The sequence below is a fragment of the Geodermatophilus sp. SYSU D01176 genome, assembly GCF_054050015.1.
Genome location: NZ_JBJGYN010000036.1, coordinates 1 through 18,282, shown reverse-complemented (window position 1 = coordinate 18,282; position 18,282 = coordinate 1). Strand labels below are relative to the sequence as shown.

The window sequence follows — 18,282 nt, the reverse complement described above, 5'->3', positions numbered from 1 at the left end:
CTTTCGCGCGCGAAAGGCAGTCACTGGGCATCCCGCATCGTCGCGGCCGCGTGGCGCACGGCCTTCTTGATGTTCGCGTAGCCGGTGCACCGGCAGAGGTTGCCGCCGACCAGGTCGTCGACCTCCTCCTCGGTGATCTCCTCCGCCGCGTCCCGCGCCTCGAGCCCGGCGGCGATCGTCACGAGGAAGCCCGGCGTGCAGAAGCCGCACTGCAGGGCGTGGCACTCACGGAACGCCTCCTGCACCGGGTGCAGCACCTGCCCGCCCCGGCCGTCGTCGCGGGCCAGGCCCTCCACCGTCGTCACCGACGCACCGTCCACCTGGACGGCGAGCAGCAGGCAGGAGCGCACCGGTTCGCCGTCGACCAGCACCGTGCAGGCCCCGCAGACGCCGTGCTCGCAGCCGACGTGGGTGCCGGTCAGCCCGAGGTCGTGCCGCAGCGCGTCGGACAGCAGCCGCCGCACCGGCACGGTGGCTTCACGTGGAACACCGTTCACGGTCAGCCGGACGGTGCGCTCGGTGTCGACGGAAGCAGTCACTCGGGACCCCCTGCAGCCTCGGCCGCGGCGTCGGCCAGCGTCCGCTCGGTCAGCACGCCCACCAGCAGCCGGCGGTAGTCGGCGCTGGCGTGCAGGTCGCCGTCGGGCTCGACCAGCGTGCGGGCCAGCGCGCCGGCCGCCGCCCAGTCGGCCTTCTCCACCGGAGAACCGGCGACGGCGTCGGTGAGGTCGTACACCTCCGGGGTCGGCCCCACCGAGACGTACGAGGCGCGGAGGGCGGCGACGCGGCGGTCCTCGTCGAGGGTGACGACGACGCCCGCGCCGCACACCGCGTAGTCGCCCTTGCGGCGGGCCACCTCGGCGAAGGCGGTGCCCGACCGCGGCGGCAGGGCCGGGAAGAAGGCCGAGGTGACGACGGCGGCGCCCGGCAGCGAGGTCTCCAGCGGGCCGACGAACAGATCCCGCCAGCCGAGGGTGTCGGTCCCGGACGTCGAGGCCACCGCCACCGAGCCGCCGGTCAGCGCGAGCACCGATGTCATCTCGCCGGAGGGGTCGGCGTGCGCGATCGAGCCCACCGTCGTCCCCCGGTTGCGGATCGCCGGGTGCGCGACGTTCGCCGTCGCCCGGGCCAGCAGCGGTTGGACCCGGGCGGCGGCTCCGTGCGCCAGCAGCCCCGCGTGCCGGACCAGCGCCCCCACCCGCACGCCGTCCCCGGTGGCCTCGACGGTGTCGAGGCCGGGTACCCGGTTGAGATCCACCAGCGTGGCCGGCGCCGCGAGCCGCATCGAGAGCAGCGGGAGCAGCGACTGGCCGCCGGCGAGCACCTTGGCGCCCTCCTCGGCGGCGAGGACCTCGAGGGCCTCGGGCACCGAGCGGGGGTCGGCGTACCGGAAGGGCGCGGGTTTCACCGGGAGCGGGTCTCCCCGGGCGTCGTCGAGCCGGTGACACCCGGCCGCCCCACCTCGTCGACCGACGACGGGTCGGCGCCGTAGTCGTGTGCCCCCGTGTGGCCGAGCGCGGGGCCGGTGCCGCCGACGAACTCGCGCTCGGCGTCCAGCGCGGCCTTCATCTCGGCCGGCGCCAGGGCGCGGGCCACGTGCCAGCCGAGGACCGCCACGATCGTGCCCAGCGCGATGCCGCCGAGCGAGAAGCTCTCGGTGATCTGCAGGTTCACGTTCCCGATCGCGATGATGATGCCCGCGGCGAGCGGCACCAGGTTGATCGGGTTGGCGAAGTCGACCCGGTTCTCCTTCCAGATCTTGGCGCCGAGCAGGCCGATCATCCCGTAGAGGACGACGGTGATGCCGCCGAGCACGCCACCCGGGACGATGTTGATCAGCGCGCCGAACTTCGGGCAGAGGCCGAGCAGGATCGCGACGATCGCGGCCACGTAGTACGCCGCCGTGGAGTAGACGCGGGTGGCGGCCATGACGCCGATGTTCTCCGCGTAGGTGGTGGTCGGGGAGCCACCGACCGAGGTGGCCACGACGGTCGCGACACCGTCGGCCGCGATGGCCCGGCCCATGTACGGGTCGAGATCGCGCTTGGTCATCTCGGCGACCGCCTTCACGTGCCCGGTGTTCTCCGCGACCAGCGCGATCACGGCCGGGAGCACGAGCAGGCTGAAGTTGAGCGAGAAGGACGGCGCGATGAAGTCGGGAGCGCCGAACCAGGGGGCGTCGACGACCGAGTCGAAGTTGATCCGGTCGCGGGTGCTCACCGTGCCGGTGCCGTCGGGCGAGGTGATCTGACCGACGGTCGCGTCGAGGAGGACCGACAGCAGGTAGCCGAAGACGAGGCCCAGCAGGATGGAGATGCGGGCCCAGAAGCCGCGGAGCAGCAGCGAGGCGATGATGACGAACGCCATCGTGGCCAGCGCCACCCACTGGTCCTGCGGCCAGTAGATGCCGGCGACGACCGGTGCCAGGTTGAAGCCGATCAGCAGGACCACCGCGCCGGTGACCGCCGGCGGCAGGATCGCGTGCAGGAAGCGCACGCCGGCGACGTGGATGAGCACGCCGACCAGGGCCAGGACGACGCCGGAGACCAGGATGGCGCCGACGACGTCGGAAGAGTCGCCGCCGGAGGCCCGGACCGCGACCACGCCGCCCACGAAGGAGGCGCTGGTGCCGAGGTAGCTCGGGACCTTCCCGTTGACGATGAGCAGGAAGATGATCGTCGCGATCCCGCTCATCATGATCGCGAGGTTCGGGTCGAGCCCCATGACGATCGGGAAGACGAAGGTCGCGCCGAACATCGCGACGACGTGCTGCGCGCCGATCCCGACGGTCCGCGGCCAGGACAGCCGCTCGTCGGGCGCCACCGCCTCACCCAGCGGCGGGGTCTTCCCGTCCCCGTAGAGCTTCCAGCCGAACGCCATGACCGCCTCCACTCGACCCGCTCCTGGGACCTGGCCGGCTCCCCCCGACGGACGTCGCCGGCACCCAGGGACGCGCCAATGTGACACGGCCAGGGACACGGCGGAAGTACCTCAGTGCTAAATCGTCGTTGCGCGGATGTCTCACCGCTGAGAGACCTGCCGGTACGGTCGGTGAGGTGACCGAACTGCCCGTCCGCCACGTCTCCCTGCGCAGCGGCGTGTACGCGGACTCCGTCCGGCTCATGCAGGTCAGCCGGGACGTCGGCGCCCGCGCGGGGGTCACCGCCGTCCTCGTCGCGATGGCCACGCCGCTGAACCTCGAGCTCGCCGCGGGCATGGGCCTGGCCCCCGCGGACGGTGCCTCGCCCGACCAGCTCCTGGTCGCGATCGAGGCCGAGGACGACGCCGCGCTGGCCGCCGCGGTCGCCGCCGTCGACGCCGCGCTGGCCGCCCGCGAGCGCGCCGCCGGGCCCGCCCAGGCCGTGCCGCTGCGCACCATCGGCGCCGGCCTCGACGCGCTGGACGCCGACGGCCCGGCGCTCGCCGTCGTCAGCGTCCCGGGGCCGTACGCCGTCGCCGAGGCCGCCGACGCGATCGCCGCCGGCCGCAGCGTGCTGGTCTTCTCCGACGGGGTCCCGGTCGGGGCCGAGGTCGCGCTCAAGCGCGCCGCGCACGACGCCGGCGTGCTGGTCATGGGCCCCGACTGCGGGACGGCGATCGTCTCCGGCCTCGCCCTCGGTTTCGCCAACGTGGTCCGCCGCGGCCCGGTCGGCCTGGTCGCGGCGTCCGGCACCGGCGCGCAGCAGGTGTCCTGCCTGCTCGACACGGCCGGCGTCGGGGTCTCCCACGTGCTCGGCGTCGGGGGCCGCGACCTGTCCGAGGCGGTCGGCGGGCTGGCCACGCTCGACGCGCTGGCCCTGCTCGACGTCGACCCGGCCACCGAGCAGCTGATGCTGGTGTCCAAGCCGCCCGCGCCGTCGGTGGCGGCCCGGGTGCGGGAGGCCGCGACCCGCCTGTCGGTCCCGGTGCGATCGGCCGCGCTGTCGCCGGAGAGCCCCGACCTCACCGCCGCGGTCGAGGAGCTGCTCCGGGACATGGGGGTCGCGGTGCCGGAGTGGCCGTCGCGCACCTCGTCGGCGACGGCCCCGCCGGGCGCCGTCCTCAAGGGCCTCTACGCCGGCGGCACCCTCGCCGACGAGGCGATGCTGCTGGCCGCCCCCGTGCTCGGCGACGTCCGCTCGAACACCCCGCTGCGCCCCGAGCTCGACCTCGGGACGGACCTGTCCGTCCGCGGCCACGTCGTCGTCGACTTCGGGGACGACGCGCTGACCGTCGGCCGGGCGCACCCGATGATCGACCCGACGCTGCGGCTGGAGGCGCTGGCCCGGGTGGCGGCGTCGGGGGAGCCCGCGGTGGTGCTCGTGGACGTCGTCCTCGGGTACGGCGCCGACCCCGACCCGGCCGCGACCCTGGCCCCGGTGCTGCAGGCGGCCGGGCTGCCCGCCGTCGTCGCGCTCATCGGCACCGAGGCCGACCCGCAGGGCTGGTCGCGCCAGGCCGACGCCCTCGCCGCGGCCGGTGCCGCCGTGTTCGCCTCCAACGCGCAGGCCACCCGGCACGCGCTCGACCTGCTGGGAGCCGCGCGATGAGTCTGCTGTCCGGACCACCGGCGGTCGTCGCCGCAGGCGTCGACGTCTTCTCCGCCGCGCTGCGCGCCCAGGGCGCCGACGTGCACGACGTCGACTGGCGCCCGCCCGGCTTCGGCGACCCGGCCGACCTCGCCACCCTCGCCCTCGACCGGCGCCGGGCCGCGGCCAACCGCACCGCCGTCGAGCGGGTGATGGCCGCGGGGTCCCGGCTGGTCGACGTCCGCCCGGCGCGCGACGTGCTCGGCCTGCCCGACCGCACGCTGCTGCACTCCGGACCGCCGCTGGCCTGGGAGAACGCCTCGGGCCCGATGCGCGGCGCGCTGATCGGGGCGTGCCTGTTCGAGGGCTGGGCGTCCACGGTGGAGGAGGCGGAGCGCATCCTCGCCGCCGGGGAGATCGCCCTCGACCCGTGCCACCACCACCGCACGGTGGGCCCGATGGCCGGGGTGACGTCGCCGTCCATGTGGACGTGGTGCCTGGAGGACCCGGTCACCGGCGGGCAGGCGTTCTGCACCCTCAACGAGGGCCTGGGCAAGGTGCTGCGGATGGGCGCGTACAGCGACGAGGTGCTCACCCGGCTGCGCTGGATGCGGGACGTCCTCGGGCCGGTGCTCCAGGCGGCGGTGCGCTCGATGGCCGAGCCGCTGGACGTCAAGGCGGTGCTCGCGCAGATGCTGCAGATGGGCGACGAGGGGCACAACCGCAACCGCGCCGGCTCGCTGATGACCCTGCGCGAGCTCTCGCCGGCGGTCGTGGAGGTCGGTGCGCCGTCGTCCGACGTCGCCGCGGTGCTGCGCTTCATCGGCGGTAACGAGCACTTCTTCCTCAACCTCGGCATGCCGACGGCGAAGCTCGCGATGGACGCCGCGCGCGACGTGCCCGGCTCGACGATGGTCACGGTGATGTCCCGGAACGGCACCGAGTTCGGCATCCGGACCGCCGGCACCGGCGACCGCTGGTTCACCGGCCCGGCGCAGACCCCGGTCGGGCTCTTCCTCGGCGACTACGGCCCGGCCGACGCCAACCCCGACATCGGCGACTCCGCGATCATGGAGACCTACGGCGTCGGCGGCTTCACCATGGCCGCGGCGCCGGCGATCGTCCGGTTCGTCGGCGGCACCGTGCCCGACGCGCTGGCCACGACCGAGCGGATGTACCAGCTGACGCTGGCCGAGAACCCGGCGATGCAGGTCCCGATCCTCGGCTTCCGCGGTGCCCCGACCGGCATCGACGTCCTCGCCGTGGCGCGCACCGGGTGGCTGCCGCAGATCAACACCGGCATGGCCGGGCGGGTCGCCGGCACCGGGCAGGTGGGCGCGGGCCTCGTTCAGCCGCCGCGGGAGTGCTTCGAGCAGGCACTGGCCGCGCTCGCGGAGGAGTCCCGCGCGGCGTGACCTCGCGGCGAGATCGCCGATCTCGCCGTTTGCCGGGGCGGTCGGCGTACGGCGAGGTTGCGGCCACGTGGAGCAGCAACTGGCCGCACGGGGAGCCGGGCGACGACCTGCACCGGCTGTTGGAGCCGCCGGAGAACGAGGTTCCGGTCACCCTGCCGCAGAACGTGCTGCTGGCCCGTACCGAGGGAGTCGCAGTGGCCCTGCTGGACCTCCAGGTGTACTCGACGGGAGCGGCGTTCCAGCTCGCCGTCCGGGTACGCCCGTCCGCGCGCGCGAGCCTCGGCCACCGACTGGACGAGCTGATGTGGGACCGCGGCCGTGGCAGCGCCCACTTCCTCCTCGGCATCGAGCTGGCCGACGGGAGGCGCGGCAGCAACGTGCCGGGGAGGAGCACCGAGGGCGTTCTCTTCCACTCGAGGGGTGGCTCGGGCGGCGACAGCTCCCTCACGCAGCGGTGGTGGCTCTCACCTCTCCCGCCGGAGGGTCCGCTGCGACTCGTCGTCCGCTGCGCTGAGTCGGGCATCGCTGAGGCCGCCGTCGAGCTCGACGCGTCAGCGATGCGCGCGGCCGCGGAGCACGTCGTCGAGCTGTGGCCCTGGGAGCCCGAGCCCCCTCACCGCGAGCCGCCGCGCCCGCCGGACCTCTCCGGCGACAGCTGGTTCGCCCGCCGCTGAGGTCCCGCGGCTCCCGGCGAGACCACGTGATCTCGCACGCTCTGGGCCGCGCGGACGTGCGAGATCGCGTGATCTCGCCGCGCAGGACGCGTCAGCCAGTGCAGCTCAGCAGGGTGCGGAGGGCGGCCGGCAGCTCACCGGCCGACGTGAGGGGGGTGGGGTACGGCGTCCGCAGGTCGTAGCAGCCGGTGCGGGGCTCGACCCGGAACAGGACGCCGTGCCGGTCGAGGCCGAGCAGGTGCGCCCGGTCGTCGCCGGCCCACGCCTGCACCCGGGCGCACAGCTCGGCGAGCGGACCGGCGTGCTCCCTCATCAGGTCCTCCTCCGCGGCACCCAGCGGGTCGGGACGGGCGGCGGCGTACTCCTCCGGCGCGATCTCGGTGCAGCCGCCGCCCTCGTGCAGCAGCAGCTCGGCGACGTCGAGGCGCAGCAGCGTCGCGGTGAGCCCGACGTCGAGCAGGACGTCGTCCGGGCGGACGGCGGCGAAGTCCAGCAGCAGGGCGGCCTCGTCCCTGGCGGGCACCGGCGTCAGCCAGCCGGCCAGCTCGAGCCGCGCCCGCAGCGGGTTGCGCAGCGGCCGGGAGGAGCGGGAGGTCACGGTCACCTTCGCCGGCAGGTCGCCCTCCGGGGCCTCGCGCACCGCCGTCGCCAGCCCGCCGCTGCGCGGGACGACGACCAGCACCTGACCGTCGTCGAGCGTGGCCGCGGCCAGCAGCCGGCTGGCGCCCAGGCCGAGCGCGTGCACCGAGGCGGCCGGCCGGGTGGCGACCGTGCGGGCCCGCTCGGCGGCGTCGGCGGTGCGGTCCGGGTGCACGGGGGAGGACGTCGGGCGTCCGATGGTCATGGGTGCCCCTCGGGGGTCGACGTCGTGGAATAAGGTGAGCCTAACCAAACATTGGAGGCCCCGTGAACACCCCGCGTCCCAAGGTCCGGATCAGCCGCGCCCTCGGCATCCCGCTCACGCCCAAGGCCGTCGAGTACTTCGAGCGCCGCCCGTACCCGCCCGGGGAGCACGGCCGCAAGCGCCGCAAGGACAGCGACTACTCCACCCGGCTGCGCGAGAAGCAGCGGCTGCGGGCCCAGTACGACATCAGCGAGACGCAGCTGCGCGCCGCCTTCGACCGGGCCCGGCGCACCGGCGGCAAGACCGGCGAGGCGCTGATCCAGGACCTCGAGTCCCGCCTCGACGCGACCGTGCTGCGGGCCGGCTTCGCGCGCACCATCCACCAGGCCCGCCAGTTCGTCACCCACCAGCACGTGCTGGTCAACGGCACGCGGGTCGACCGGCCCTCCTACCGGCTCAGGCCCGGCGACTGCGTGCAGATCGCCGAGAAGTCGAAGACCAAGGAGCCCTTCGTCGTGGCCGCCTCGGGCGCGCACGCCACCGCCCCCGCCTACCTCGAGGTGCGCCTGGCCGACCTCCTGGTCCGCGTCGACCGCGTGCCCGGCCGCGACGAGGTGCCGGTGGTCTGCGAGGAGCAGTTGGTCGTCGAGCACTACTCCCGCTGATCCGCCGCGAGATCTGCACACCGGCGGTCATCGGGCCCCCGATCGCCACGACTGTGCAGATCTCGCGCCGCGCGGGTAGCCCGCCGCACCTTCTTCAACCACTTCCCCACGAAGGCCGCCGCGCTGTTCGACCTCGACCCCGAGGACGCCGGCCGGCTGACCGACCTGCTCGCCGCGGCCGACGGGGCGGCCGGCCCCTGGGCGGGGCTGGGGTCGGTCTGCCGGGAGTACCTGGTCCCGCACACCGCGACCCTCGCCGTTCGCCGCTGGCTGGCCGAGGACCCGGAGCTCGCGGCCTACGCGCGCACGGCCTACGCGCACATCGCGGTCGCCCTCGACGGGCGGGGACGCCGCCAGTGGCCGGGTGACGACCTCGCGGCCGTGCTGGCGGCGCAGGCTGCCGCCGCCGTCCTCGGCTCGGCCTTCACCACCTGGCAGCCCGACGACGATCCCGCCGCCTTCCTCGACCTCGTGGAGCGGGGGTTCGCGCTGGTCAGGGTCACACTGGGCCGGTGATCCGCAACGTCGTGGTCGGCCGGGTGCGCCCGGGCACCGACCTGTCCCTCGTCCAGCAGGCGCTCGAGGCCATCGCCGCCCTGCCCGTGGAGGGGCTGGTCGACGTCCGGGTCGGGCTGGACGCCGGCCTGCGCCCGGGCGCGTGGAGCTTCGCCATCACCAGCGAGTTCGTCGATGCCGAGGCCTACCGGGTCTACGACGCCGAGGCCGAGCACAACCGCATCCGGCGCGAGCAGTTCGACCCGGTCTGCGAGGAGATCGCGCGGGTGCAGTTCGAGGTCTGACTGTGACCCGCCGTGTGGGCAGTTGCGGTCGCCGGGGACGGCGTGTCGTCGCGTGTCCCCGACCGCACCTGCGCACTCGGCCGACCGCGCTGCCCGAGCGGTGCTCAGCCCGGCAGCGCGTCCAGCGGCAGCCCGACGTACAGCATCCCGACCAGCTCCCCGTCGGTGGAGTGCAGGCCCTCGTACGCGGTGAAGTAGGGGCGGTCGGCGACGGTCGCCTCGCCGGTGTAGGTCCGCCCCGCCAGGACGGCGGTGAGCACCGGGTTGGCGCTGCCGTCGGCGTTGCGGCGGGGGATGTAGCTGCCGACGTTGCGCCGGCCCTGCGCCGTGACGACGGTGGTGGCGGCGCGCACCATGCTGCCGTCGCCGTCCGGGCGCTGGAACAGCGTGCAGCTGCCCCCCACGAGCGCGACGACGTCGTCGACCAGGGGCGCCGGACGGCGCGGGTCGTCGTCCCGGGTCAGCGGCACGCCGCCGAGGAGCAGGTCGGGCAGCTCGACCGCCCGCGTCGCGTCGGTGACCTGGTCGCGCACGGTCAGCCGACGGCGGGCGTCGCCGAGCCGCACGCCACCGGCCTCGTCCAGCAGGTCCTCGGCCACGGCCAGCGCCCGGCGGACGTAGGCCTCGCGCTGGTCGGCGGCGAGCGCGGCCACCGCCTCGGTGATCCGGGCCGACCCGCCGGCCGCCCGCTCGACGCTCTCGACGACCCGGTCGGTCGCGGCCCGCTGCTGCTCGACGGCCGCGGCGACGGTGTCCTGCGCCGCGGCGATGGACCCCAGGGTCGTGGTGATCCGCGAGACCACGTCGACGGCCGAGCGGGTCTCCCGGTGCACCGCCTCGACCTGGGCGCCGATGTCCCCGGCCGCCCGGGCGGTGCGCTCGGCGAGCTGCTTGACCTCGTCGGCGACGACGGCGAAGCCGCGGCCCACCTCGCCGGCGCGGGCGGCCTCCACGTAGGCGTTGAGCGCCAGGAACCGGCTCTGCTGGCTGATCGCCGAGAGCAGCCGGACGATCTCGGTGATCGCGTCGGTGGCGCCCTGCAGCGCGGCGATCCGCTCGTCGACCGCCCTCGCGTCGCGGACCGCATCCTCGGTGACGGCCGAGGCGTGCGTCGTGGACCGCGAGATGTCGCCGATCGCGCTGCGCAGCTCGGCGAGGGACTCCGCGGCCTGCCGCGAGGTGTCGGAGACCTCCCGGCTCGCCTGGGCGAGCACCCCGGCCCGCTGCGCGGCGTCGTCCGCCCCGCCCCCGCCCGCGCGCTCGAGGCGCCGGCGCGCCCGGCCGTCGGCCGGCCGGGCGGGCGGGGCGACTCCGGGGACGGTCCCCCGGGCAGACGACGCGCGCACCACTCGACTCCTCCACACACCGGCCCGACGCACCGGGCCGGTACCGGATCAGGTCTGCCCTCGGGGTGGCGACCACGGTAGGTCGCCGTCCGCCACGCGGTGTGAGGCGCGCCGGGCGACCGGCGCCGCAGCTCAGACCCGGATGATCGCCGCCACGGGCCCGCCGCCCGACGGGCCCTGGTGCACCGCCGCCACCGACACGAACACCGCCGGGTCGCCGGTCACCGAGGCCGCCACCCCGCCGACGCACGCCTTGATCTGCCGGTGCCAGAAGACGTCGGAGTCGTCGAGCATCGCGTTGCGCCGGCCGCGCACGTAGCCGGTCGGGTCGGCCTCGCACTTGAGGAAGACGTTGACCAGCCGGTCACCGAGGTCGCCGGGGTGCGGCCGCTCGGGCAGCTCCAGGCCGGCGTCCCGGATGGCGTTCCAGATGCCGTCCTGGTCGAGCGCGTCGCGCATCACCGAGTGGCCGATCCGGTAGTTGCCGCCGTGCCCGCGCGCGTTGCCCACGACGACGATCTGCGCCCGGTCCAGCTCCACCCCCGACGAGCAGGACGCGACCGCGCTGAACAGCGACAGGTCGCGCATGACCTGCTCCTGGCGCGGCATCTCGATCTCGCCGAGGGCCACCGCGATGCCCAGCGCCGTCGTCCCGTTGGACAGGTCCATCGAGCCGTGCGGCTCGTCGTAGTAGGTGTCCTTGCCGCGGGCCTTGGCGTCGCGGATGGTCTCGATGGTCAGCAGCGGCGTCTTGGTCTGGACGTAGTGGACGTCGGCCGGGTCGGTGATCCCGGCCTCCGCCATGGCCCGGCGCACGCCCTCGGCGACCTTCTCGACCATCGCGATGCGGCCGATGTCCTCGGGCAGCAGCACGTCGCTCATCGCGTAGCCCACGGTCAGTCGCGGCTCGTCGGTCCTCTCCACCGCGTCCTCGGGCAGCGTGGCGAAGACCGTGGCGTGCGGGCTGATGACGCCGTCCGTGCCGCCGGACCACACGATCGGGATCTCCCCGACCTCCTCCTTGGACCGCGTGCCCTTCTCGAGCAGCACCTCGCGGAAGGCCCGGTCGGCGATGATCCGGGTGTAGTCGTTGACCCCGCCGTTGCCCTCCGTCTTGCCGATGACGGCGACGACCCGGTCGGCCTCCATGACGCCCTCGTCGATGAGCCTCGCCAGCTCGGAGGCGTCGCTGACGTTGTGCAGCGGGACCTTGCGGACCTCGATCGGTGCGGGCACGGAGCTTCCTCTTCTCTAGGGGTGGTCTAGGGGGCGGTGAGGACGGTTCCGACGTCGCCGGTCACGGCGTCGGCGATGGACTCCAGGGACGTGACGACGGCACGGGTACCGCCGGAGGCGACGAACCGCAACGCGGCCTCGACCTTGGGGCCCATCGAGCCGCGGGCGAACTCGCCGGCCGCGGCGTGTGCGCGCAGCTCGTCGGGGGTGACCCGGCCCAGCGGCCGGGCGGCGGGCGTGCCGTACCCGACCAGCACCTGGGGGACGTCGGTCGCGATGACCAGCGTGCCGGCGTCGAGCTCGCGGGCGAGCAGCGCGGCGGTGAGGTCCTTGTCGACGACGGCCTCGACCCCGCGCAGCGCCCCGCCGGTGCCGTCGTCCACCACCGGGACGCCGCCCCCGCCGGCGCAGACGACGACGAACCCGGCCGCGAGCAGCGCCTCGATGGCGGGCACGTCGACCACCCGCTGGGGGTCGGGTGAGGCGACCACGCGCCGCCAGCCGCGCTCGCCGCGGTCCTCCCACACCTGCCCGTGGGCCATCGAGCGCTCGGCCTGCTCGCGCGGGAGGTAGCGGCCGACCGGCTTGGACGGCTCGTCGAAGTGCGGGTCGCCGGCGTCGACCAGCGTGCGGGTGACCAGGGCGGCCGTGCGCTGCGGCAGCCCGCGGGCGGCCAGCGCCGCGTCGAGCTCGTCGGCCAGCGTGAAGCCGATGGTGGCCTGGGTCTGGGCCACGCACCAGTCCAGCGGCACCGGCGGGACCTCGTGGGCGGCCAGCTCGTTCTTCACCAGCAGGTTGCCGACCTGCGGTCCGTTGCCGTGGGTGAGCACCACCTGGACGCCGGCGGCCACGACCGCAGCGATGTGTCGGCAGGCGGCCGCGATCGCGTCGCGCTGCGCGCGGGGCGTCGCCGAGCCGTCGGGGCCGGTCATCGCGTTGCCCCCGAGGGCGATGACGACGCGGCGGGCGCTGGTCACCCCGGCGACCCTAGCCGGGAATGCCTTAGCGGTGAAGTACCCGCCGAGGGGTGACGACTGCGGACAGTGACGCACTGGAAACCGGCCGTGCTGCGCGGGACACTGGGGGCCGATGGCGCCGCTGTCGCGGGCCCGGGCCCCGAGCCGATGGGGAGACATGGCGGACTCTGTGTGTGACGGCGGTGTGAGCCTCCTCGACCGGATCGTCGACGACCCCTGGGTGACCTGGCTGCTCGAGACGGCGCGCGAGCGGGTCGGTACCGACGTCGCGTACCTCGCCGACTTCGCCCCCGGCGAGCAGCGGGTGCGGCTGGTCGCCGGCGACGTGGCCGCCCTCCCGGTCGCCGCCGGTACGGCCGTGCCGCTCGAGGGCACCTTCTGCGTCCGGGTCCTGTCGGGGCTCCTGCCGCCCGTGGTCACCGCGGCCGGCCGGACACCGGACACCCGCGAGCTGCCCGCGACCGCGGAGCTGGGCATCGGCTCGTACGTCGGCGCACCCGTGCGCGGCGCGGGCGGGCGCCCCCTGGGCATGCTCTGCTGCCTCGGGCGCGGCGACGGTGTCGAGCTGGACGCGGACTCGGCGCGCTTCGTCGAGTTCCTCGCCGACCTGGTCGGCCAGCGGCTCGGTGACCTGGACGACGCGGCGCAGGCCCGCGAGCGGCTCGTCGCCGAGCTGCCCGGGCGCGGCGTCCACACCGTCTTCCAGCCGATCGTCGAGGTCGACGGCGGGCGGGTGGTCGGCTACGAGGCGCTGACCCGGTTCGCCGGGGCGGACACTGCGACGGTCTTCGCCGAGGCGGCGCTCAGCGGCCAGGGCCTGGCTGTCGAGCGGCTGGCGCTGGAGACCGCGCTGGCCGCGGTCGACCGGCACCGCCCGGCCGTGCCGGTCACGATCAACCTCTCACCGGACGCCCTCCTGGAGCCGGACGTCCTCGACCTGCTGCTGGAGCCGCACCACGGCGTGGTGGGCGTCGAGATCACCGAGCACCGTCCGGTGACCGACTACGCCGCGCTCGGCCGCGTGCGGGAACAGCTCCGGCAGGCCGGCCGCCCGGTGAGCGTCGACGACGCCGGCGCCGGGTACGCCTCGCTGCGGCACGTGCTGCGCCTGCGGCCGGACACCGTCAAGCTCGACGCGGCCATCGTCAGCGGGGTGCACACCGACCCCGCCCGCCAGGCGCTGGTCACCGCGCTGGTGCGCTTCGCGGCGGACATCGGTGCCACCGTCGTGGCCGAGGGCGTGGAGCTCGCCGAGGAGCGGGACCTGCTGGCCGCACGGGGGGTCCGGTACGGCCAGGGCTGGTTGTGGGGACGGCCGGGACCGCTGCCCTCGGCCGGGAACCCGGAGGGGACGCCGTTCCGCTGACGCGGACTCAGCGGCGCCAGAAGTCGAAGGCGTCCCGTCCGGGCCGGAAGCCGGCCGCCTCGACGACGTCCACCGCGAGGTCGAAGTGCTGGCCGACGCCGGCCGGCTGGTGGGCGTCGCTGCCGAAGCTGACCGCCTCGCCGCCCTCCTCGTGGAACCAGCGCACCTGGTCGACCGAGGCCAGCGGGCTGGTCGTGTTCACCTCGAGCGCCCGACCGGTGCCGGCCAGCGCCCGGAAGACCGCGCGGTACTCCTCCTCGTAGTCCTTCTCGGAGTACCGGTCGCTGCCGCCGGGCCAGTACCGCCGCGGGAAGTCGACGTGGGCGAGCACCTCGAAGACGTCGCTGTTCTCCACCATGTCGACGACCTCGGCCAGGTAGCGGCGCATCGTGCTGTCCGGGTCGGGGTAGAGCAGCCGGCCGATGCCGTAGAGCCGGCCGTCCTGGCTCAGCGAGTGCAGCGAGCCGAGCACCCGGTCGACGGGGGAGTCGCGCAGGTGGGCGGCGACGCTGGCCGCGAACAGGTGCGGCTCACCGGTCTCCACGCCCGACCAGATCCGCAGCTCCGGGAAGCGCTCGCGGCACTCCTCGAGGTCGGCGGAGTAGCCCTCGATGTCGATGGGCAGGTGCCGCGAGGCGTGCCGGTCGACCAGACCCTCGGCGGTCGCGCGGTCCTCCGGCGTCCAGGTCGTGAAGTCGAGGTGCTCGGTGAAGGCGATGGCGGGCAGGCCCCGGGCCACCGCCCGCTCGCACGCGCGCACCATCGTGGAGGAGTCGGCGGTGTCCCAGGACCACCTGGTGTGCACGTGGTTGTCCGGCGGTCGCATCGCCTGTGGATTCTCCACTCCGTCCCCAGGGTCCGCGCGGCGGACGGTCCTGTCGTCGTCGGTGCCTACTGTCGGGAGCCATGACCACCGCCGCGCCGTCCGCCGACCTCGCCACCGAGGCCCTCGACGTCCTCCGGGAGCTGACCGGCCGGCCCGACGCGGTCTTTCGCGAGGGTCAGGACGCCGCCGTCGCCGCGCTGGTCGAGCGCTCCGAGCGGGCGCTGGTCGTGCAGCGCACCGGGTGGGGCAAGTCGGCGGTCTACTTCGTCTCCACCGCGCTGCTGCGCCGCCGCGGTGCCGGCCCGACCCTGCTGGTCAGCCCGCTGCTCGCGTTGATGCGCGACCAGGTCGCCGCGGCGGCGCGCGCCGGCATCCGCGCCGTGGAGATCTCGAGCGCCAACGCCACCGAGTGGGACGACGTCGCCGCCGCGCTGGCCGCCGACGCCGTCGACGTCCTCCTGGTCTCCCCGGAGCGGCTGACCAACCCGCGCTTCCGCGAGGAGCAGCTGCCCGGGCTGGTCGCCCGCTGCGGGCTGCTCGTCGTCGACGAGGCGCACTGCGTCTCCGACTGGGGGCACGACTTCCGGCCCGACTACCGCCGCATCCGCGACCTGCTGGGCACCCTGCCGGCCGGGACGCCGGTGCTCGCCACGACCGCCACGGCCAACGAGCGGGTGGTCGCCGACGTCGCCGAGCAGCTCGGTGCCGGCGGTGTGGGCGTGACGACGGTGCGCGGGCCCCTCGCCCGCGACTCGCTGCGCCTGGGGGTGCTGCGGCTGCCCACCGACCGGGCCCGGCTGGCCTGGCTCGCCGCCCACCTGGGCGACCTGCCGGGCAGCGGCATCGTCTACACGCTGACCGTGGCGGCGGCCGAGGAGACGGCGTCCCTGCTGCGGGACGCCGGCCACGAGGTGCGCGCCTACACCGGCCGGCTCGACGACGCCGACCGCAAGGACGCCGAGGAGGCGCTCCGGGAGAACCGGGTCAAGGGCCTGGTGGCGACTTCCGCGCTCGGTATGGGCTTCGACAAGCCCGACCTCGGCTTCGTGGTCCACCTCGGGGCGCCGTCGTCGCCGGTCAGCTACTACCAGCAGGTGGGCCGCGCCGGACGCGCCGTCGAGCACGCCGACGTGCTGCTCCTCCCCGGCCCCGAGGACCTCGCGATCTGGCAGTGGTTCGCCACCTCCTCCATGCCGCGCGAGGACCACGCCGCCGCCGTGCTGGCGGCGATGGCCGACGGGAAGGCGTGGTCGGTGGCCCGGCTGGAGACGGTGGCCGACGTCCGCCGCTCCCGGCTTGAGCTGCTGCTCAAGGTGCTCGCCGTCGACGGCGCGGTCGAGCGGGTGCAGGGTGGATGGCGCTCCACCGGCCGCCCGTGGGTCTACGACGCCGACCGGTACGCCCGCGTCACCCGCACCCGGGAGGCCGAGCAGCGGGCGATGATCGCCTACGCGCGCCCGGTCGACGAGGCGCGGTGCCGGATGGCCTTCCTCCAGGAGGCCCTCGACGACCCGACCGCCGCCCCCTGCGGTCGCTGCGACGTCTGCGCCGGCCCCTGGTACTCCTCCGACGTCCCGGAGGGCGCGGCCCAGGCCGCCTCCGCCGTACTCGACCGCCCCGGCGTGGAGCTCGCCCCGCGGGCCCAGTGGCCGACCGGCGCCGACCGGCTCGGCGTCGAGGTGAAGGGCAAGATCGCGCCCGGCGAGCAGCTCGACCCGGGCCGGGCCGTCGCTCGGCTCACCGACCTCGGCTGGGGGCAGCGGCTGCGCTCCCTGCTGGGGGACGACGGCGTCGGCGGTACGGCCGTGCTGCAGGGTCCCGCGCCGAGCCTGCGAGGCGTGGGGGGCAGCGGGGTCCCTCCTTTCAAGGCGCCGGGCCTGGAGGAGGACCCGGACGCCGCGTTCGACGTGCCGGTGCTACGGACGCCGTCGGACGTGCCGCCGGACGAGGAGCTGCTGCGCGCGTGCGCCCGGGTGCTCGGTTCATGGGACTGGGCCGAGCGCCCGGCCGCCGTGGTGGCCGTCCCTTCCCGCCGGCGGCCGCGCCTGGTCACGGGGCTGGCGCAGGGGCTGGCCGGGCTCGGCCGGCTGCCGTACCTCGGGGAGCTGTCCCTGGCGCACGGCGGGCCCGCCGGCCAGCCCGGCGGCAACAGCGCCTTCCGGCTGGCCGGGGTGTGGCAGCGCATCGTCGTGGGCTCCGAGCTGCGGGCACGGCTGGCCGAGCTGGGCCCCGTGCCGGTACTGCTGGTCGACGACCTCGCCGACTCCCGCTGGACGATGACCGTCGCCGGCCGGGAGCTGCGGCTGGCCGGTGCCTCTCGGGTGCTGCCCTTCGCGCTCGCGCTCACCGCCTAGGGGCTCGTACACACGTTCGATCCGGCGTAGCCTCCCGCCCATGTCGCTCGCGCACCAGCCGTCGATGTGGGACCTCGCCGAGCAGGCCATGCTCCGGCCGCTCGCCGTCACTCGGCACGACCTCGGCCGGGGCGCCTGGGTCGACCACCTGCCCGGTTGGGTCGAGGGGTCTGACGAGGTGCTCGACGTGCTGCTCGGGGACATCGGCTGGCGGGGCGACCGCCGGCAGATGTACGAGCGGGAGGTCGCCGTCCCCCGGTTGCTGCGGTGGTACGGCGGGGACGAACCGCTGCCGCACCCGCTGCTGACCGAGGCGCGGAACGCGCTGAACGCCCACTACGGCCCCGAGCTCGGTGAGCCGTTCGTCAGTGCGGGCATGTGCCTCTACCGGGACGGCCGGGACAGCGTGGCGTGGCACGGCGACCGGATCGGTCGTGGCCGCAGTGCCGACACGATGGTCGCCATCGTGTCCTTCGGGTGCCCGCGGCCGTTGCTGCTCCGCCCGGTCGGCGGTGGCGAGAGCCTGCGTTTCCCCCTGGGGCACGGTGACCTCGTCGTCATGGGCGGCTCCTGCCAGCGCACCTGGGAACACTGCATCCCCAAGACCGCGAAGCCCGTCGGTCCGCGGGTGAGCGTGCAGTTCCGACCCCGCGGCGTGGCCTGAGCGCTCCGACGCAGTGCGCTGACCTGGGTCGGAGTGGCCGCTGGGGGACCGCGTCACACACCCCGCGGTCGGGGACACCGCGGCCGCGCCGCCGGTTGCCAGCCTCCGGCTCCGCGACGAGGCGTACGGATGCGCCGGCGAGCGTGACGGGTGGATGGCGGTGAGCCCGGTGTCGTCAGGGGATCGGTCCACAGCCGGCCCGGACGTGGGTGCCCTGGAGACGGGTCGTCGAGCGGGGACGGACCTCCCGGGCACCCCTCTGCAAAGGCCTCTGGCGGTGGTGTACTGTTCTCTCTGCACCGAGCGAGAACGGACCGGGCCGCCAGCCTGGTCAACCGCCGGACGAACCCCCGAGGTTCAACTGCTGCGGAGCGCGGTGTACAGTCGAGATACCGCCTCGAACGAAGCCCGAGAGGGTCGAGTCGCTGTGCGTCCGCTCCTTGAGAACTCAACAGCGTGCCGAAAGTCAGTGCCAAGTAACAGACCCCTTTGTGGGTTTCTTTGGGTTGATGGATGTCGCGAGTGTCAGCTCGCGGTTCTCGGCCTGGTATCAAGCATCTACGGAGAGTTTGATCCTGGCTCAGGACGAACGCTGGCGGCGTGCTTA

17 protein-coding genes are annotated in these 18,282 nt (G+C 74.9%); 9 read left to right on the top strand and 8 right to left on the bottom strand.

Annotated elements, in window-relative coordinates; all coding sequences use genetic code 11:
- Positions 1-20: 20 nt before the first annotated feature.
- Genes ACI78Z_RS17690 through ACI78Z_RS17680 form a run of 3 tightly spaced genes read right to left on the bottom strand, consistent with a single transcriptional unit; the run spans position 21 to position 2,880 of the window.
- On the bottom strand, positions 21-539 hold the full coding sequence (locus ACI78Z_RS17690; protein WP_457037856.1) for a (2Fe-2S)-binding protein: 519 nt from the start codon (positions 537-539) through the stop codon (positions 21-23).
- The gene (locus tag ACI78Z_RS17685) at positions 536-1,408 is read right to left on the bottom strand and encodes an FAD binding domain-containing protein (RefSeq protein ID WP_457037855.1); all 873 of its coding nucleotides are present in this window, start codon (positions 1,406-1,408) and stop codon (positions 536-538) included. The genes ACI78Z_RS17690 and ACI78Z_RS17685 overlap by 4 nt, the downstream gene beginning before the upstream one ends.
- Positions 1,405-2,880, bottom strand: coding sequence for a uracil-xanthine permease family protein (locus tag ACI78Z_RS17680; protein WP_457037854.1), 1,476 nt, complete (start codon positions 2,878-2,880; stop codon positions 1,405-1,407). Before ACI78Z_RS17680 ends, ACI78Z_RS17685 begins: the two co-directional genes overlap by 4 nt.
- Positions 2,881-3,056: 176 nt before the next feature.
- Here ACI78Z_RS17680 and ACI78Z_RS17675 point away from each other — a divergent pair, with 176 nt between their 5' ends.
- The 3 genes from ACI78Z_RS17675 to ACI78Z_RS17665 are packed head-to-tail and all read left to right on the top strand — an operon-like array spanning position 3,057 to position 6,597.
- Entirely contained in the window at positions 3,057-4,529 is a 1,473-nt protein-coding gene (locus ACI78Z_RS17675; protein WP_457037853.1) for an FdrA family protein, read from the top strand.
- Positions 4,526-5,923: a DUF1116 domain-containing protein gene (locus ACI78Z_RS17670; RefSeq protein WP_457037852.1), complete on the top strand. Its 1,398-nt coding sequence runs from the start codon at positions 4,526-4,528 to the stop codon at positions 5,921-5,923. The genes ACI78Z_RS17675 and ACI78Z_RS17670 overlap by 4 nt, the downstream gene beginning before the upstream one ends.
- Positions 5,920-6,597: a hypothetical protein gene (locus ACI78Z_RS17665; protein WP_457037851.1), complete on the top strand. Its 678-nt coding sequence runs from the start codon at positions 5,920-5,922 to the stop codon at positions 6,595-6,597. The genes ACI78Z_RS17670 and ACI78Z_RS17665 overlap by 4 nt, the downstream gene beginning before the upstream one ends.
- A 91-nt stretch (positions 6,598-6,688) precedes the next feature.
- On the opposite strand, the gene ACI78Z_RS17660 is transcribed toward ACI78Z_RS17665, so the two are convergent.
- Positions 6,689-7,441 carry a DUF2470 domain-containing protein gene (locus ACI78Z_RS17660; protein ID WP_457037850.1) on the bottom strand — a complete coding sequence of 251 codons (753 nt, stop codon included), beginning with the start codon at positions 7,439-7,441 and terminating at the stop codon, positions 6,689-6,691.
- A 62-nt stretch (positions 7,442-7,503) separates the two neighbouring features.
- Here ACI78Z_RS17660 and rpsD point away from each other — a divergent pair, with 62 nt between their 5' ends.
- From rpsD to ACI78Z_RS17645, 3 genes are all read left to right on the top strand, one after another.
- On the top strand, positions 7,504-8,106 hold the full coding sequence (rpsD, locus tag ACI78Z_RS17655) for a 30S ribosomal protein S4 (RefSeq protein WP_457037849.1): 603 nt from the start codon (positions 7,504-7,506) through the stop codon (positions 8,104-8,106).
- 381 nt (positions 8,107-8,487) lie between these two features.
- Complete coding sequence (locus tag ACI78Z_RS17650) at positions 8,488-8,622, top strand: hypothetical protein (RefSeq protein ID WP_457037848.1); 135 nt, start codon at positions 8,488-8,490, stop codon at positions 8,620-8,622.
- The gene (locus tag ACI78Z_RS17645; RefSeq protein WP_457037847.1) at positions 8,619-8,906 is read left to right on the top strand and encodes a Dabb family protein; all 288 of its coding nucleotides are present in this window, start codon (positions 8,619-8,621) and stop codon (positions 8,904-8,906) included. The genes ACI78Z_RS17650 and ACI78Z_RS17645 overlap by 4 nt, the downstream gene beginning before the upstream one ends.
- A 104-nt stretch (positions 8,907-9,010) precedes the next feature.
- Here the strand turns inward: ACI78Z_RS17645 and ACI78Z_RS17640 are convergent, their stop codons facing one another.
- The 3 genes from ACI78Z_RS17640 to ACI78Z_RS17630 form a co-directional block, all read right to left on the bottom strand.
- Positions 9,011-10,252: a Cache 3/Cache 2 fusion domain-containing protein gene (locus tag ACI78Z_RS17640; RefSeq protein WP_457037846.1), complete on the bottom strand. Its 1,242-nt coding sequence runs from the start codon at positions 10,250-10,252 to the stop codon at positions 9,011-9,013.
- 132 nt (positions 10,253-10,384) lie between these two features.
- The gene (gene bar / locus ACI78Z_RS17635) at positions 10,385-11,488 is read right to left on the bottom strand and encodes a barbiturase (protein ID WP_457037845.1); all 1,104 of its coding nucleotides are present in this window, start codon (positions 11,486-11,488) and stop codon (positions 10,385-10,387) included.
- Between the two features lie 26 nt (positions 11,489-11,514).
- The gene (locus ACI78Z_RS17630) at positions 11,515-12,465 is read right to left on the bottom strand and encodes a carbamate kinase (protein ID WP_457037844.1); all 951 of its coding nucleotides are present in this window, start codon (positions 12,463-12,465) and stop codon (positions 11,515-11,517) included.
- Between the two features lie 157 nt (positions 12,466-12,622).
- Here ACI78Z_RS17630 and ACI78Z_RS17625 point away from each other — a divergent pair, with 157 nt between their 5' ends.
- The gene (locus tag ACI78Z_RS17625; RefSeq protein ID WP_457037843.1) at positions 12,623-13,831 is read left to right on the top strand and encodes a sensor domain-containing phosphodiesterase; all 1,209 of its coding nucleotides are present in this window, start codon (positions 12,623-12,625) and stop codon (positions 13,829-13,831) included.
- Positions 13,832-13,838: 7 nt separating this feature from the next.
- On the opposite strand, the gene ACI78Z_RS17620 is transcribed toward ACI78Z_RS17625, so the two are convergent.
- Entirely contained in the window at positions 13,839-14,657 is an 819-nt protein-coding gene (locus tag ACI78Z_RS17620; protein WP_457037842.1) for a PHP domain-containing protein, read from the bottom strand.
- 80 nt (positions 14,658-14,737) lie between these two features.
- On the opposite strand from ACI78Z_RS17620, the gene ACI78Z_RS17615 reads away from it, so the two are divergent.
- Positions 14,738-17,011 (top strand): DEAD/DEAH box helicase, encoded by a 2,274-nt coding sequence (locus ACI78Z_RS17615; RefSeq protein ID WP_457037841.1) that lies wholly within the window; start codon positions 14,738-14,740, stop codon positions 17,009-17,011.
- Between the two features lie 40 nt (positions 17,012-17,051).
- The gene (locus ACI78Z_RS17610) at positions 17,052-17,675 is read left to right on the top strand and encodes an alpha-ketoglutarate-dependent dioxygenase AlkB (protein ID WP_457037840.1); all 624 of its coding nucleotides are present in this window, start codon (positions 17,052-17,054) and stop codon (positions 17,673-17,675) included.
- The last annotated feature ends 607 nt before the right edge of the window (positions 17,676-18,282 follow it).